This window comes from Variovorax sp. 20P10.2.4 (assembly GCF_058244205.1).
The window spans coordinates 1-13,050 of record NZ_JBZAYE010000165.1 but is presented as its reverse complement, the minus strand read 5'-3'; the positions used below and the strand labels follow the sequence as shown (position 1 = coordinate 13,050).

Annotated in this window: 13 protein-coding genes; 4 read left to right on the top strand and 9 right to left on the bottom strand. The window is 68.8% G+C overall.

The window, feature by feature from the left end:
• Positions 1 to 194: VOC family protein (locus tag AC27VN_RS17370; protein WP_490877316.1), on the bottom strand; the 194-nt coding region annotated here is incomplete at its 3' end.
• Positions 195 to 392: 198 nt separating this feature from the next.
• On the opposite strand from AC27VN_RS17370, the gene shkS reads away from it, so the two are divergent.
• Both shkS and AC27VN_RS17360 read left to right on the top strand, forming a co-directional pair.
• Entirely contained in the window at positions 393 to 1,811 is a 1,419-nt protein-coding gene (gene shkS, locus AC27VN_RS17365) for a surface-behavior sensor histidine kinase ShkS (RefSeq protein WP_057594426.1), read from the top strand.
• Positions 1,812 to 1,964: 153 nt separating this feature from the next.
• Complete coding sequence (locus AC27VN_RS17360) at positions 1,965 to 3,176, top strand: PKD domain-containing protein (protein WP_490877315.1); 1,212 nt, start codon at positions 1,965 to 1,967, stop codon at positions 3,174 to 3,176.
• An 84-nt stretch (positions 3,177 to 3,260) separates the two neighbouring features.
• Here AC27VN_RS17360 and AC27VN_RS17355 read toward each other — a convergent pair whose 3' ends face one another.
• From AC27VN_RS17355 to AC27VN_RS17320, 8 genes are all read right to left on the bottom strand, one after another.
• On the bottom strand, positions 3,261 to 3,860 hold the full coding sequence (locus tag AC27VN_RS17355; RefSeq protein ID WP_057594424.1) for a response regulator transcription factor: 600 nt from the start codon (positions 3,858 to 3,860) through the stop codon (positions 3,261 to 3,263).
• 74 nt (positions 3,861 to 3,934) lie between these two features.
• On the bottom strand, positions 3,935 to 5,272 hold the full coding sequence (locus tag AC27VN_RS17350) for a tryptophan--tRNA ligase (RefSeq protein WP_093340754.1): 1,338 nt from the start codon (positions 5,270 to 5,272) through the stop codon (positions 3,935 to 3,937).
• A gap of 26 nt (positions 5,273 to 5,298) precedes the next feature.
• Positions 5,299 to 5,970 carry a site-2 protease family protein gene (locus AC27VN_RS17345; RefSeq protein WP_093340752.1) on the bottom strand — a complete coding sequence of 224 codons (672 nt, stop codon included), beginning with the start codon at positions 5,968 to 5,970 and terminating at the stop codon, positions 5,299 to 5,301.
• 44 nt (positions 5,971 to 6,014) lie between these two features.
• Positions 6,015 to 6,650, bottom strand: coding sequence for an L-threonylcarbamoyladenylate synthase (locus AC27VN_RS17340; RefSeq protein WP_093340750.1), 636 nt, complete (start codon positions 6,648 to 6,650; stop codon positions 6,015 to 6,017).
• Positions 6,651 to 6,666: 16 nt separating this feature from the next.
• The gene (locus AC27VN_RS17335; protein ID WP_093340748.1) at positions 6,667 to 7,674 is read right to left on the bottom strand and encodes a DMT family transporter; all 1,008 of its coding nucleotides are present in this window, start codon (positions 7,672 to 7,674) and stop codon (positions 6,667 to 6,669) included.
• Positions 7,641 to 8,498, bottom strand: coding sequence for a 3',5'-nucleoside bisphosphate phosphatase (locus tag AC27VN_RS17330; RefSeq protein ID WP_093340746.1), 858 nt, complete (start codon positions 8,496 to 8,498; stop codon positions 7,641 to 7,643). The genes AC27VN_RS17335 and AC27VN_RS17330 overlap by 34 nt, the downstream gene beginning before the upstream one ends.
• A 95-nt stretch (positions 8,499 to 8,593) precedes the next feature.
• Positions 8,594 to 9,664, bottom strand: a complete 1,071-nt coding sequence (locus AC27VN_RS17325; protein WP_490877314.1) for a transporter — start codon at positions 9,662 to 9,664, stop codon at positions 8,594 to 8,596.
• A 13-nt stretch (positions 9,665 to 9,677) separates the two neighbouring features.
• A complete protein-coding gene (locus AC27VN_RS17320; RefSeq protein ID WP_093340742.1) occupies positions 9,678 to 11,318 on the bottom strand; it encodes an inorganic phosphate transporter in 1,641 nt (546 codons plus the stop codon).
• Positions 11,319 to 11,476: 158 nt separating this feature from the next.
• Between AC27VN_RS17320 and ppk2 the strand changes: the two genes are divergently transcribed.
• Positions 11,477 to 12,406 carry a polyphosphate kinase 2 gene (ppk2, locus tag AC27VN_RS17315; RefSeq protein ID WP_490877313.1) on the top strand — a complete coding sequence of 310 codons (930 nt, stop codon included), beginning with the start codon at positions 11,477 to 11,479 and terminating at the stop codon, positions 12,404 to 12,406.
• A gap of 59 nt (positions 12,407 to 12,465) precedes the next feature.
• On the top strand, positions 12,466 to 13,050 hold a 585-nt coding region (locus AC27VN_RS17310), incomplete at its 3' end, for an extracellular catalytic domain type 1 short-chain-length polyhydroxyalkanoate depolymerase (RefSeq protein ID WP_490877312.1).

Below are 13,050 nucleotides of genomic sequence, written 5' to 3'. Positions count from 1 at the left end.
ACCGCCGGCTCCTGGCCGTCGAAGGGCGCGCCGATCAGGAACAGCGGGCGCGGCGCGTCGGGGCGCTGCCAGCCGGCCCAGGGGCGGCTGTCGTCGCGAAAGCGCAGCGCATGGCCGAGCTCGGCCATGAGGGCGGCATGGAAGCCGAAGGCGCGCTCGAAGTCGCTCACGCCGAGGAATACGTGGGAAAGCATGGCGGCAGGCCCGGGAAGCGAGGGGGACGGCTATCGTGCCTCAAGGGCCGCGCTATCCCGGCCGGTTGTTACGGCGTGAAACACCGGCCAACAGCCCGGTAAGATCGCCGGACTGGCCGGAACGCCGTTCCGGCCGCCGGCTCCACCCGCACCCTCATCCATGGTTTTGGCCCGCTACCGAAGAAAAGGCGCTGCCTGATGGCGACTGCCGCCTCGATCACCAGCCTCACGCCCGTGCCGGCCTCCGCCGACGAGGCCGAGGCCTGGGTGCGCGGCGAGCTGATCCGCAGCCTGATGCGCTCGGCGCGCGGTTCCTACCTCGTGTCGGGCACCTTGATGGTCGGGATGGCGGCGCTCAACTGGTCGGCGCTGCCGCGCTGGGAGGTGCTGACCTGGCTCACCGCCGGCCTGATCTCGATGGCCTGCCGGGCCTGGGCTGCGCGCGTGTACGCGGTGCGCTACGTCGGGCGCAGCGCGCTGGCGCAGCAGCAGTACGCCGACCGCTATGCCTTCGTCTGGACCGCCAGCGCCTTCGTCTGGGGCCTGTCGGTGCTGCTGTTCTTCGAGCGCGTGCCGCAGGTCAACCAGTTCATCAGCTGGCTGGTGATCGCGGGCGTGGCGACCTCGCCGCTCAACGGGTTGGCGCTGCACCCGCCGCTGCTCAAGCGCTTCGTCAACACGCTGTTCGCCACCGTGCTCGGCTCGGTGCTGGTGCGGCTGGTGGTCATCAACCTCGAGCATCCGCAGTTCCAGTACGGCTTCCTGCTGCCGATCCTGCCCACGCTGCACTGGTACCTGCTGCTGCGCGCCGGCCATCACATCCACGAGACCGCGCGCAACAGCCTGGAGCTGCTGTTCCACAACCACATCCTGATCAAGTCGCTGACCCAGCAGCGGCAGGCGGCGGTGGCGGCCGTGGCGATGAAGAACCGTTTCCTCGCGAGCGCCGCGCACGACATGCGCCAGCCGGTGCTGGCGCTGTCGCTGTACGCCGACTGGCTGCGCAACGAGCCCGAGCTGGTGCTCGAGCTGGCGCCGAAGATCGTGCGCGCCACCCATGCGGTCAATGCGCTGTTCGATTCCATGTTCGACCTCGCGCGCATCGACTCGGGCCAGGTGCGGCTGCACATCGAGCGCGTGGACATCGCCGAGCTGCTGCAGGACCTCGAGCTGCAGTACCGCCCCGTGGCCGAGAGCAAGGGGCTCGATTTCCGCGTCCACGTGACCGAGGGCAGCTTCCTCACCGACCCGATCCGGGTGCGCCGCATGATCGGCAACCTGCTGGCCAATGCGATCAAGTACACGCCCGAGGGCGGCGTGCTGCTGGCCTCGCGCCGCACCCGCGAGGGCATGCGCGTGGAGGTCTGGGACACCGGCATCGGCATCGCGCCCGAGCACCTGCGCGACGTGTTCCTCGAGTTCTACAAGGTGGCCGACCATGCCGGCACCTCCGACGGCTTCGGCCTCGGCCTGGCGATCGTCGCGCGCCTGTCGCACGTGCTGGGCCACCCGGTCAGCGTGCGCTCGCGCCTGGGCAGCGGCAGCGTGTTCCGCGTGGCGCTGCACGATGCGGACGAGGCGGTGGCGCAGGCGCGGGTGAGCGCGGCGGTCGGTTGAGGCGCCGCGTCGGCGGGCCGACCTAGGGATTTGGCGCAGGGCCGATGGCCCCGCCGCTGTTATCTTCCCCGCCATCTCGAAACGGAACCGCAGAGCCGCATCCAGCAGGCCGGTTCCGTTCTTTCAAGACAGGGCACGGGAGGGCCCGCAGAGATGATCCACAAGTTCAGATACGCCGTGGGAGCGGCCTTGGTCGCGATGCTGTGCGCATGCGGTGGCGGAGGCGGCGGTGGTTCCGCCGGTTTCGCTTTCCTGCCGCCGGTTGCTCCGCCCGCGACGGGCGGGCCTTCCGGTCCGTCCGGCCCCTCGGAACCCGAAACCCCCACGCCCATCGACAACGCGCCGCCGGTCGCCGCGGCCGCGAAGGCTTCGGCGGGCACGCTGGGGCTGGTTGCCACGCTCGACGGCAGCGGCAGCAAGGCGGCGCAGGGGCGGTCGCTCAGCTATGCCTGGATGCTGCAGTCCAAGCCGCTGGGCAGCCAGGCGGTGCTGGCCGATGCGAATGGGGCGAAGCCGTCGCTGCTGCTCGACGAGCAAGGCGACTATGTCGTGCGGCTGGTGGTGAACGATGGCGTGAAGGACAGCGAGCCGGCGTACATCACCGTCACGCCCGTGCTGCCCACCGCTACAGGTCCGTTGTTCAAGTTCGCGCTGATCGAAACCGTCGCCGCGGTCGATCCGGGCCGATCGGGCTCGTACTCGGACTGCCAGGCCTGGCGCGCTGGAGACCATGTACGCGACTTCTGGCCGGTCGACGTCAACGCGAGAGATTGCAACAGGGTAGGAAGCCTTCCATCCGATTTCGAGGTGCGGTCGCGCGGGCTCGGCAGCCTGTTCGGGCTCGAGCCCGAGCGTTTGCCCGTCTTTGTTTCCACGGCCCTGGGAACGCCCAGGCTGGGCGTGTTTCCAGCGGATGCACCGGCGACGCCGGTCAGCACGAGCTATGAAATTTCGCCGGACATCGTTGCGCTGGCACGCACGCCATTCGGCAAGAGCACGGGCGCGTCGCTCTACTTCTCGCTCAACGGCAATCGGATGGTCTACCTGCCCGACGATCCGCGAGTTCTGCCGGTGCGTCCAAAGGCGCGCTATCGGATCGTGGGGGCGGTGCTGCCCGAGAACGCGCCCGAGGGCTGGGAAGCTGCCGTGGAGATCACGGTCCGGTTGCGCGTGAATGCCAGCGATCTCCTCACGCCGGTCGCGAGCTTCGACGTCTACTCGAAGCGCTTCAGTGCGGATTTCTCGGAGGACGTGATGCTCGATCTCAACGCGGCTGTCTATCCGCAAGCAGCCGGGGCGACGCAAGCGAGCTATCTTCTCGAGGTGACGCAGCAGGTGGCCTACCAGCGCAAGGCGCTGCCTTGAGGCCGGAACCGATCCCGCCCCGCGCCTGAAAAGAAAAAGCCGCGCCCAGGGGCGCGGCTCGTTCACTGCACTGCCGCCAGGGCCTCAGCCCGACAGCAACCCGTTCGTGCGCGCGTAGTGCAGCGCCTGCGTGCGGCTCTTCACGCCGAGGCGGCGGAACAGGCGCCACAGGTGCACCTTCACCGTGTGCTCGCTGATCTCGAGGTCGGTGGCGATGTCGCGGTTGCTCATGCCCTTGTCGAGCATGGCGATCAGCTGGGTCTGGCGCTTCGAGAGCTTGCTGTTGCTCGCCAGCGGTGGCTCGTCGGTTTCTTCCGAGCCGGCCATCAGCAGGCCGCGCAGGGCCGCCGCCAGCTCGGCCGAGCTGGCCGACTTCTCGATGTAGGTGTCGGCACCGGCTTCGATGCAGGCGTCTTCCATGTCGGCCGAGGGCGCCGCCGAATAGACGGCGATCGGCACGTTGGGATAGACCTGCTTGACCGCGATCACGCCCGAAACGCCGTTGGTGTCGGGCAGCTTCAGGTCGAGACAGAAGAGCGTGGGCGCTCCGCGCTGCGCGACGGAACTCGCGAGCTTGTCGAGCCGTTCGAGCTCGACGATGTTCTCGGCCGGACGAAGGCGCCGCAGGACCATCACGATCGCGTCGCGCATCAGGGGGTGGTCGTCGATGACATATATGCTCATGTTTTCTTCCTTTGTGATCGCACCGTCTTCTCTCTTCACGTCCACCGGCGGATGGGCCGATGGCGGTTGCCGGATCATCCGCCCTTGGTGGTGGCGGTGGCCTCCGACAGTGCCTCCAGCGCCTCGCTCGCGGCGCGCAATCCTTCATCCGTGGCGATCGGCTCGAGCCGATCCGCATAAGTCGTCAAGGCCGCGCCGCGCTGCTCCTGCAGCGCCGCGATGGTACGGCCGGCCTCCTGCGGCGAGGCGAATGCTCGGCTCTGCAGCAGGGTTTCGCCGCTCGCGTCGAGCAGCTTGAAATAGAACATCCCGTCGCGTTCGCGGTACTGCTTGAAGCCGGCCTTGCCAGCCCCCTTGCCGCCCTTGCGCGCCTTGGCGCCATCGCCCGCGTCGGCCAGGTTGCGCAGGCCGACGGCATGGCGCAGCCGCGTCATGAACGGACGCGACAGCGCGCGCGCCTTGTCGGCACCGACGAGCAGCGTGCGCTCGATCTGCGCCGGGTCGGCCATCAGCGCCTCGTAGCGCTCGCGCAGCGGTGCCACCTCGCGGTCGATGCGCTCGAACAGCACCTGCTTGGCATCGCCCCAGGCGATGCCCTCGGCGTAGGACTTGCGCAGCGCTTCCGTTTCGTCGGCGCTCGCGAAGGCCTGGTAGATCTGGAACAGCGCCGAGCCCTCGGTCTCCTTGGGCTCGCCGGGCGCGCGCGAGTCGGTCACGATGCTCGCGATCTGCTTTTGCAGCTGGGCGCGCGGCGTGAACAACGGGATCGTGTTGTTGTAGCTCTTGCTCATCTTGCGGCCGTCGAGGCCGGGCAGGGTGGCGACGGCCTCGTCGATCTCGGCGTCCGGCAGCGTGAAGTGATCGCCATAGAGGTGGTTGAAGCGCTGCGCCATGTCGCGCGCCATCTCGATGTGCTGCACCTGGTCGCGGCCCACGGGCACCTTGTGGGCGTTGAACATCAGGATGTCCGCGCCCATCAGCACCGGGTACATGAACAGGCCCGCCGTGACGTCGGCATCGACGTCCTCGCCCTTGGCCGTGTTCTTGTCGACCTGGGCCTTGTAGGCATGGGCGCGGTTGAGGATGCCCTTGCCGGTGACGCAGGTCAGGAACCAGGTGAGCTCGGGGATCTCGCCGATGTCGGACTGGCGGTAGAAGGTGACGCGCTCGGGATCGAGCCCGCAGGCCAGCCAGCTGGCGGCGATCTCCAGCGTGGAGCGCTGGATCTTCGCGGGCTCCTGCACCTTGATGAGGGCGTGGTAGTCGGCCAGGAAGAAGTAGCTCTCGACGCCGGGCGCGACGCTCTGGCGCACCGAATGGCGGATCGAGCCGACGTAGTTGCCGAGATGGGGCGTGCCGGAGGGCGTGATGCCGGTGAGGACGCGCAGCGGGGAAGGGGAGGACGAAGCCATGGTCGGAACTGGAAACTAACGCAACATCAACGCAACAGGGCCTGCAGCGGCCCGATCAGCAGATCGAGCACTTCGTAGCCCACGCTCATCAGCGGCATCAGCCAGAACTTGCTGACGATGCCCGCGAGCACCAGGCCCATCACGATGAAGAAACCGTAGGGCTCGATGCGAGCGAGGAAATTCTGCGCCGGCCCGTTGGGCAGCAGCCCGGCCAGCACGCGGCCGCCGTCGAGCGGTGGCAGCGGGAAGAGGTTGAAGGCCCACATCACGAGGTTGACCAGCACGCCACCCTGCGCCATCTTGACGAAGAAGGGCTCCTGCACGCCCACGCCAATGAGCACCGCCCAGACCACGGCCCAGAGGATTGCCTGGATGAAGTTCGAGGCTGGACCGGCCAGGGCCACCCAGACCATGTCGCGCTTGGGATGGCGCAGCCGGCCGAAATTGACCGGCACCGGCTTGGCATAGCCGAACAGGAAGGCGCCCGAGGTCGCGAAGTAGAGCATCAGCGGCATCAGGATGGTCCCGATGGGGTCGATGTGCTTCATCGGATTGAGCGTGACGCGGCCCATGACCGCCGCCGTGTTGTCGCCGAGGTAGCGCGCCACGTAGCCGTGCGCGGCTTCGTGCACGGTGATCGCGAAGATCACGGGCAGCGCATAGATCAGGACCGTCTGTATCAGATTGGAGATATCCACTGCGAGATTGTGTCAGACGGAACAAGAGAAGAACGAGGGTCGCATCACAGGCCCAGCACCGAGAGCGCCCCGCGCCCCTGCCGCACCACCACCGGATCGTCGCCGCTGCCCATGGGCGTGAGGTCGACCACGGTGGTCGGCTGGGAGGGGCAGGCGCCAGCGTCGATCACGCCCGCGATCTGCTTCTCGAAGCGTTCGCGGATGATCTCGGCGTCGTTGAGCGCCTCGGTCTCGCCGGGCGCGATCAGCGTGGTGGCCAAAAGCGGCGCGCCATGCAGCGCCAGCAGCTCCAGCAGCACCTTGTGGTCGGGCACGCGCAGGCCGATGGTCTTGCGCTGCGGATGGCTCACGCGCCGCGGCACTTCCTTGGTGGCTTCGAGCAGGAAGGTGTAGGGGCCGGGCGTGGCGGCCTTCAGCAGCCGGTACTGCTTGTTGTCCACGCGCGCGTAGTTCGCGAGCTCGCTGAGGTCGCGGCAGATCAGGGTCAGGTGGTGCTTGTCGTCGACCTGGCGGATGCGGCGCAGCTGGTCGACCGCGTCCTTGTCGTCGAGGTGGCAGGCCAGCGCGTAGCTGGAGTCGGTGGGCACGGCGACGATCTCGCCGCGCTGCAGCAGCGCCGCGGCCTGCTTGAGCAGCCGCTGCTGGGGGTTCTCGGGGTGGACTTCGAAGTACTGGGCCATGAAAAAACGCTCCTGATCAGGATTCCGCCGGTTCGATCGGCACGCGGCGCTCGCGCACGGTGAGCCAGGCACCGGCCGCGCCGCAGACAGCGATCATCGCCATGCCGACCAGCGACACGACATCGGGCACGTGGGAGAACATCAACCAGCCACCGAGCATCGCGAACGCGATCTGCGCGTACAGGTAGGGCGTGAGGGTGGAGGCCGGCGCGCGCTGGTAGGCGAGGATCAGCATGAAGTGTCCCACCGTGCCCATCAGGCCCATGAGGCACAGCAGCGCCCACCAGTGCCACGAGGGCAGCGCGGTCCAGGCGAAGGGCACGGCCAGCGAGGCCAGCAGGGTGCCGACCCAGCCGGTGTAGAAGTGCATGGTCAGCGGGTTCTCGGTCTGCGCGAGCTTGCTCGTGAGCACCTGGAACCAGGCGTTGGTCATCACCAGGCCGATCGGCAGCAGGATGGCCCAGCTGAAGGCGCCGCCGCCGGGCCGCAGGATGACCAGCGTGCCCGCGAAGCCGCCCGCCACCAGCGTCCAGCGCAGCGGCGAGACATGCTCCTTGAGCGTGGTGGCCGCCAGCAGCGTGATCACCAGCGGCGCGATCAGCACGATCGAGGTGAACTCGGCCAGCGGCATGTAGCGCAGGCTCATGAAGGCGAACAGGCTCGAGCCCAGCAGCAGCGCCCCGCGCAGTGCCTGGTAGCGCGGATGCGCGGTGCGCAGCAGCGCGGTGCCGCGCAGCGGCAGCAGCACGGCGGTGGTGGCCACGGCCTGGAAGGCATAGCGGAACCACACGCCCATCAGGATCGGCACGCTCGCGGTCGAGATCTTGGTGGCGGTGTCGAGCGTGGCGAAGCAGGCCACGGCCAGCACTACGAGGCCGATGCCGGCCAGGATGCGTTCGGATTCGCGGCTGGAGGCGGCCTGGGCCGCGGCGCGGGCCTGGGCCAGCGCCTGGGTGGCGGCGCTCTCGGTCGCGGTCCCGGACAGCTGGCTCACGCTTGTATTCGGTGAGCGAGCAGTTCCCATACCGGCGTGAGCGAAGCGTGCAGCGGCGGCAGCTTGCCGAGGTCGCAGTGGCTCTCGTCGGGGCTGTGGAAATCGCTGCCGCGCGAGGCGGCGAAACCGAACTCGAGCGCCTTGTCGGCGTACTCGACGTATTCGGCCGGGGTGTGGCTGCCGGTGACGACCTCGATCGCCTGGCCGCCATGCGCCTTGAACTCGAGGAACAGCGCGTACTCCTCGTTGGCGCTGAACTTGTAGCGGCCCGGGTGCGCGATCACGGCCAGGCCCTTGGCCGAGGTGATCCAGTGCACCGCGTCCTTCAGCGTGGCCCAGCGGTGCGGCACGTAGCCGGGCTTGCCCTCGGTGAGGTACTTGCGGAACACCTCGGGCGTGTCGCGGCAGTGGCCCTGCTCGACCAGGAAGCGCGCGAAGTGGGTGCGCGAGATCAGCTCGGGGTTGCCGACGAACCGCAGCGCGCCTTCGTAGGCGCCCTGGATGCCGACCTTGGCCAGCCCCTCGGACATTTCCTGCGCGCGCTTGCCGCGGCCGCCGCGGGTGTCGTACAGGCCCTGGGTCATGGCGGCGTCGTCGGGGTCGAAGCCCAGGCCGACGATGTGCACGGTCTCGCCCGCGAAGGTGACCGAGATCTCGGTGCCGGTGAGGTAGCGCATGCCGTTCTCGCGCGCGGCGGCGGCGGCGCGGTGCTGGCCGCCGATCTCGTCGTGGTCGGTCAGCGCCCACAGGTCGACGCCATTGCTGGCGGCGCGCACGGCGAGTTCTTCGGGCGTCAGTGTGCCGTCGGACACCACGGAGTGGCAGTGCAGGTCGGCATTGAGAATGGAGGACACCGGTCGATTCTAGGCGCTCCGGCCTGTCGACACGGTCGCATGGGTGCTCGTATTTGCTACTAGATAAATAGCATTAACCGCAGCGGTGGAGCGGCTCAGCGCTTCTTCCTGAAAGCGGCCCAGGCGGCCACCGCGGTGAAGGTGGCGACGATGGCGACCACGATCCAGAAGCCGTGCTTGTGCTCGGCCAGCGGGATGCCGCCGACGTTCATGCCGAACAGGCCGGCCAGGATGTTGATCGGCAGCGCCAGCACCGTGACCACCGTCAGCACGAACAGGCTGCGGTTGTTGTCCTCGTTGACGTTGGCGGCGATCTCTTCCTGCAGCAGCTTGATGCGCTCCTGCAGCGCCTGCATGTCGCGCAGCACCACCGAGAACTCCTCGGTCGCGCCGCGCAGCTCCTGCGTGTCGTCCTCGGCCATCCAGCCCGGCGGGCGCTGCAGCAGCCGGAACAGTGCCGCCGGCTCGGGCGCCAGCAGGCGCTGCAGCCGCACCAGCAGCCGGCGCATCAGGCCCAGGCGGGCGCGCTTGTTGTCGAGCCGGCCGGCCAGCAGTTCGTCCTCGATGCGGTCGACGCGGCCGGTCACGCCGCGCACGATCTTCACCAGCACGTCGGCCTGCGCGCGCAGCAGGTGCTCGAGCAGCTCGGTGCTCGAGCGCGGCGCGTCGCCGGCCTTGACCGCGGTGCGCAGCGCGTCGACCGAGCGCAGCGGCTTGCTGCGCGCGGTCACGACCAGCCGCGCGCCGACCGCGATCCACAGCGTCGAGATGTCCGAGGGCTCGAAGCTGAAATCGAAGTGCACGTCGTTGATGACCGCGATCAGCGCATCGTCGGCGCGCTCGATGCGCGTGGAGGGCAGGCCGTCGTGCAGCGTCTCGTAGAAGGTGTCCGACAGCCGCGCATGGCGCTGCAGCCAGCGCTCGGCCTGGGCATGGCTCAGGTTGAAGTGCAGCCACGCATAGGGGCCCGCGTAGGCGCCTTCGGCAGGCGCTGCGGCCAGTTCCTCGTCGGGCGGCAGGGCATCGAGCCAGGCCGCGGCCTGGTTCGAATCGATCTCGCGCGAGGCGTCGGGGCCCGACGCGCCGGGGTCGAACAGGTAGCCGCAGATCAGCCCGGCTTCGTCGCCGCCATACGAATTGGCGGCCAGGTCATGGAGTGCCGGCAAGGTGCGCGATGCTTCAGAACAGGTGCGTGAAGAACCAGTACAGCCCGCCCGACAGCAGCATCGCCGCCGGCAGGGTCAGCACCCAGGCCAGCGCGAGGTTGCGCAGCGTGGACATCTGCAGGCCCGAGCCGCTCGCGGTCATGGTGCCGGCCACGCCCGAGGACAGCACGTGCGTGGTCGAGACCGGCAGGCCGTACATGTCGGCCGCGCCGATGGTCACCATCGCCACCACCTCGGCCGAGGCGCCCTGGGCATAGCTCAGGTGGGTCTTGCCGATCTTCTCGCCCACGGTCACCACGATGCGCTTCCAGCCGATCATGGTGCCCAGGCCGAGCGCGATCGCCACCGCCACCTTCACCCACAGCGGGATGAAGCGGGTGGCGTCGTCGAGTTCCTGGCGCAGCGCGCCGACGCGGGCCTTGGTGTCGGCGTCGAAGCGCGCGGCACCGCTCTTGTCCAGGTGGCGGATCGCCTCGGAGGTCAGGTACATGTCGTTGCGCACGTTGGCCACCGCGTCGGCCGGCAGGCGGGCCAGCGAGCCGTGCTGCTTGACCTGCTGCGCGATGCTGCCGGTGACCGAGGCCAGCGCGGGCACCACCGTGTCGTTGAACTCGCGGGTGCGCACGTAGGTCGCGAGCGAGTCGCGCGCGGCCGCCGGCTGCAGCGCGGGCAGCGAGGTCGGCAGGCTGCGCTGCATCGCGCCCTGCGCCACCTCGGCCACGGCGACGAACTTCACCGTCTGGTCGGCCGGCATGGCGCGGTTGAGCGCATAGGCCATCGGCACCGTGCCCACCAGGATCAGCATGATCAGGCCCATGCCCTTCTGGCCGTCGTTGGAACCGTGCGCGAACGAGACGCCGGTGCAGGTCAGGATCAGCAGGCCGCGGATCCACCACGGCGGCGGCTCGCTGCCCTTGGGTTCTTCATAGAGCGCGCGGTTCTTGACGAAGGCGCGCAGCGCCAGCAGCAACAGCGCGGCGCAGCCGAAGCCCACCAGCGGCGACAGCAAGAGCGAATAGCCGACCTTGGTGGCTTGCGCCCAGTCCACGCCGCTGGTGCCGTCGCGCCCGTGCATCAGCGCATTGGCCACGCCCACGCCGATGATCGATCCGATCAGCGTGTGCGAGGAGGAGGCCGGCAGCCCCAGCCACCAGGTGCCGAGGTTCCAGATGATGGCGGCGATCAGCAGCGCGAACACCATCGCGAAGCCCGCGCCCGAGCCCACCTGCAGGATCAGCTCCACCGGCAGCAGCGCGATGATGCCGAAGGCCACCGCGCCGCTGGAGACCAGCACGCCGAGGAAATTGAAGAAGCCCGACCACACGACCGCGAAGTTCGGCGGCAGCGAGTGGGTGTAGATCACGGTCGCCACCGCGTTGGCGGTGTCGTGGAAGCCGTTGACGAACTCGAAGCCCAGCGCGATCAGCAGCGCCACGCCCAGCAGGATGTAGGGCACCCAGGTGGTCATGGGCGCGCCGGAGTCCGACACGTCGCTCACCAGGCTCCAGGCCGTGTAGAGCAGGCCGACGGCGAGCAGGCCGACGAAGGTGATCAGGGCGACCGGACCGGGCCGGGCGTCGAGCTTCGGGCGGTGGGCTGCGGACCCTGCCGGCGCGGCCGGCATGTCCGTATTCGGGGCGGCGAGCGTGTTCATGGGAGCGTTCTGGAGTGTTGTAGTGGGGAGAAATGGTGTTCGCGCCGTGTGACAACGGCGTGTCGGCCTACGGGAATCGGCCGCAAAACCGTCACGCCGGCGTCATCTGGCCCATGCAGCATGGTTTTCCCCGATCCCGCCACTCTTGCCCTTTCACCATGCCGACGAGCGCCCTTCCCGACCACGAAGAACTGATGCAGCGCATCGCCCGAGACCTCATCGACAGCTACGACGAGGAGCTCGAGCTGGAGATCGAGGACCGCAACATCGACGGCCTCGACGGCGAGCCCGCCGGCAGCAACGGCGCCTCCGACAAGGCGGCCCGCCAGGCCTATTTCAAGGAACTGTTCCGCCTGCAGGGCGAACTGGTGAAGCTGCAGGACTGGGTCCAGCACAGCAAGCAGAAGGTCGTGATCCTGTTCGAGGGCCGCGACGCGGCTGGCAAGGGCGGTGTCATCAAGCGCATCACCCAGCGCCTGAACCCGCGCGTGGCCCGCGTGGCCGCGCTGCCGGCGCCCAACGACCGCGAACGCACCCAGTGGTACTTCCAGCGCTACGCGGCCCACCTGCCGGCGGCCGGCGAAATGGTGCTGTTCGACCGCAGCTGGTACAACCGCGCCGGCGTCGAGCGCGTGATGGGCTTTTGCTCGGACGACGAGTACGAGGAGTTCTTCCGCACCGTGCCCGAGTTCGAGAAGATGCTCGTGCGCTCGGGCATCAAGCTCATCAAGTACTGGTTCTCCATCACCGACGACGAGCAGCACATGCGCTTCCTCGGCCGCATCCACGATCCGCTCAAGCAGTGGAAGCTCAGCCCGATGGACCTCGAGAGCCGCCGTCGCTGGGAGGAATACACCAAGGCCAAGGAAACGATGCTGGAACGCACCCACATCCCCGAGGCCCCGTGGTGGGTGGTGCAGGCGGTCGACAAGAAGAAGGCGCGCCTGAACTGCATCAGCCACCTGCTGGGCCAGCTGCCCTACGAGATGGTGCCCCATGCGCCGGTGGAACTGCCGGCCCGCGTGCGCCATGCCGACTACCTGCGCCAGCCCGTCCCGGCGAGCATGATCGTCCCCGAGGTCTACTGACCTTCCAGAGGCAGCGAGCGATCGCTGTCCCGTCGCGGCGCCATGCGTCACACTGCGCCATGGCCCGCCGTTCCACCGCTTCCGTCTTCGCCCGCGCCTACGAGCGCAACCTGAAGGCGCTCACGAAGCTCACGCTGCGCAACAGCCAGCGCGTGGCGGGCCAGGTGCAGCGCGCGACGGCCAAGCGGCTCAAGCCGCCGCCCGGCAAGGGCGACTGGCTCAGCGGCATGGCGATCGGTCCCGGCGGCGCGCGGCGCTATCACCTGTTCCGTCCCGCCGACCTGCATCTGCAGCCTGGCGAGAAGCTGCCGCTCATGGTCATGCTGCACGGCTGCGGCCAGACCGGGCGCGACTTCGCGGCCAGCACGCGCATGAACGCGCTGGCGGCGCGCCAGCGCTTCCTGGTGCTCTACCCCGAGCAGGACCGGCTCGCGCATCCCCAGGGCTGCTGGAACTGGTATGAGCGCCGCTCCGGCAAGGCCGATGCCGAGGCCGCGACGCTGATGGCCGCGGTCGACCAGGCCTGCATGCTCTACCCGGTGGACCGCGAGCGCGTCGCGCTGGCCGGCCTCTCGGCCGGCGCCAGCATGGCGGCGCTGCTGGCCACGCGCTATCCGCAGCGCTTTCGCGCGGTGGTCATGCAT

Bases quoted from the DNA above. Each gene is read 5' to 3' on its own strand.
- shkS (WP_057594426.1), top strand. From the start codon at position 393: ATGGCGACTGCCGCCTCGATCACCAGCCTCACGCCCGTGCCGGCCTCC.
- AC27VN_RS17360 (WP_490877315.1), top strand. From the start codon at position 1,965: ATGATCCACAAGTTCAGATACGCCGTGGGAGCGGCCTTGGTCGCGATG.
- AC27VN_RS17355 (WP_057594424.1), bottom strand. From the start codon at position 3,860: ATGAGCATATATGTCATCGACGACCACCCCCTGATGCGCGACGCGATC.
- AC27VN_RS17350 (WP_093340754.1), bottom strand. From the start codon at position 5,272: ATGGCTTCGTCCTCCCCTTCCCCGCTGCGCGTCCTCACCGGCATCACG.
- AC27VN_RS17340 (WP_093340750.1), bottom strand. From the start codon at position 6,650: ATGGCCCAGTACTTCGAAGTCCACCCCGAGAACCCCCAGCAGCGGCTG.
- AC27VN_RS17335 (WP_093340748.1), bottom strand. From the start codon at position 7,674: ATGGGAACTGCTCGCTCACCGAATACAAGCGTGAGCCAGCTGTCCGGG.
- AC27VN_RS17320 (WP_093340742.1), bottom strand. From the start codon at position 11,318: ATGAACACGCTCGCCGCCCCGAATACGGACATGCCGGCCGCGCCGGCA.
- ppk2 (WP_490877313.1), top strand. From the start codon at position 11,477: ATGCCGACGAGCGCCCTTCCCGACCACGAAGAACTGATGCAGCGCATC.